The organism is Escherichia sp. 94.0001 (assembly GCF_013369155.2).
GTDB lineage: Bacteria > Pseudomonadota > Gammaproteobacteria > Enterobacterales > Enterobacteriaceae > Escherichia > Escherichia coli_F.
In genome coordinates, this window is sequence record NZ_JABWMS020000183.1 from 1 (window position 1) to 996 (window position 996).

The following is a 996-nucleotide window of genomic DNA, read 5'->3' on the forward strand; positions in this document are numbered from 1 at the left end:
GCGTCTGCAGGCGTTCGTAAGCCTTCTGCGCCTCTTCGGTATATTTCAGCCGTGATGCCTCAGAGTCGGCCCAGTCCTTTGCTGCCATCTCTCTGGCCTTTTCAAGATCGGCCTGCAACGTGGCGGCTGAAAGCCCAAGTTGCGCATTCGCTCTGTCCTCCCATGCTCCACGGAGATTGGCAAGAAATGCTGAGGTTTTACCGCGCCGGTGGCTTCGGCTCTGATACCACTGCCATTTTTTATCCGCTTCATCAAAAGCCTTTTCAGCTTTGGCGAGCATATCTGCAGAGGAGTCCGGGCGGCCAATATCCAGCACCGCATCCCACATGGATTTGAATGCCTGTGCAGTCTTGTCAGCCCAGGTCTCCAGCGTACCCATGTTATCTTTCAGGCGGCGGGTCTGGTCATCAAACCCTTTCGTTGCGGCCTCGTTCGCCGCCTGCAACGCCCCGGCCCCATCGCCGGAACGCTGCAACTGAGCAACATACGCAATCTGTTCCGCCGTCACGTTATGGAACTGGCGCGCCATCGCCGTCAACCCAGACGTCGGGTCAGTGGTCAGCTTCCCGAAGGCTTCAGCGACCTTGTCCACCTCCACGCCGGATGCAGAGGAGAAACGCGCCACACTCTGGCTGATTGCCTCAAACTGCTCACCACCACGCACACCGGCATTCACCAGCGCCGTCAGTGACTCGCTGGTCTGGTTAAACGTCAGCCCTGCCGCCTGCCCGGATCTGGACAGGGCCAGCATACGATCTGCCGTCAGTCCCGCCTGATTACCGGAAAGGACCAGCGTTTTGTTGAAATTAGACAGGGTTGAGTCACCCTGATACCAGGCATACGCCAGCGCACCGGTCGCCACCGCTAGCGAAGTGATACCAACCATCGGCAGGGTGATCGCACCGGCAAGTCCCCTGAACATGGGGATCATCCCGCCGAAGGAGTCCTTCACCTGACCGCCCTGTTGCAGCAGGATCAGCCACGGACTTTGCCCGC

The 996-nt window shown here is 59.1% G+C and carries 1 protein-coding gene; it reads right to left on the bottom strand.

Annotated features, from left to right (window positions below; all coding sequences use genetic code 11):
• The coding region (locus HEN33_RS25085) for a phage tail length tape measure family protein (protein ID WP_183083521.1) at positions 1–996 on the bottom strand (996 nt) is incomplete at both ends.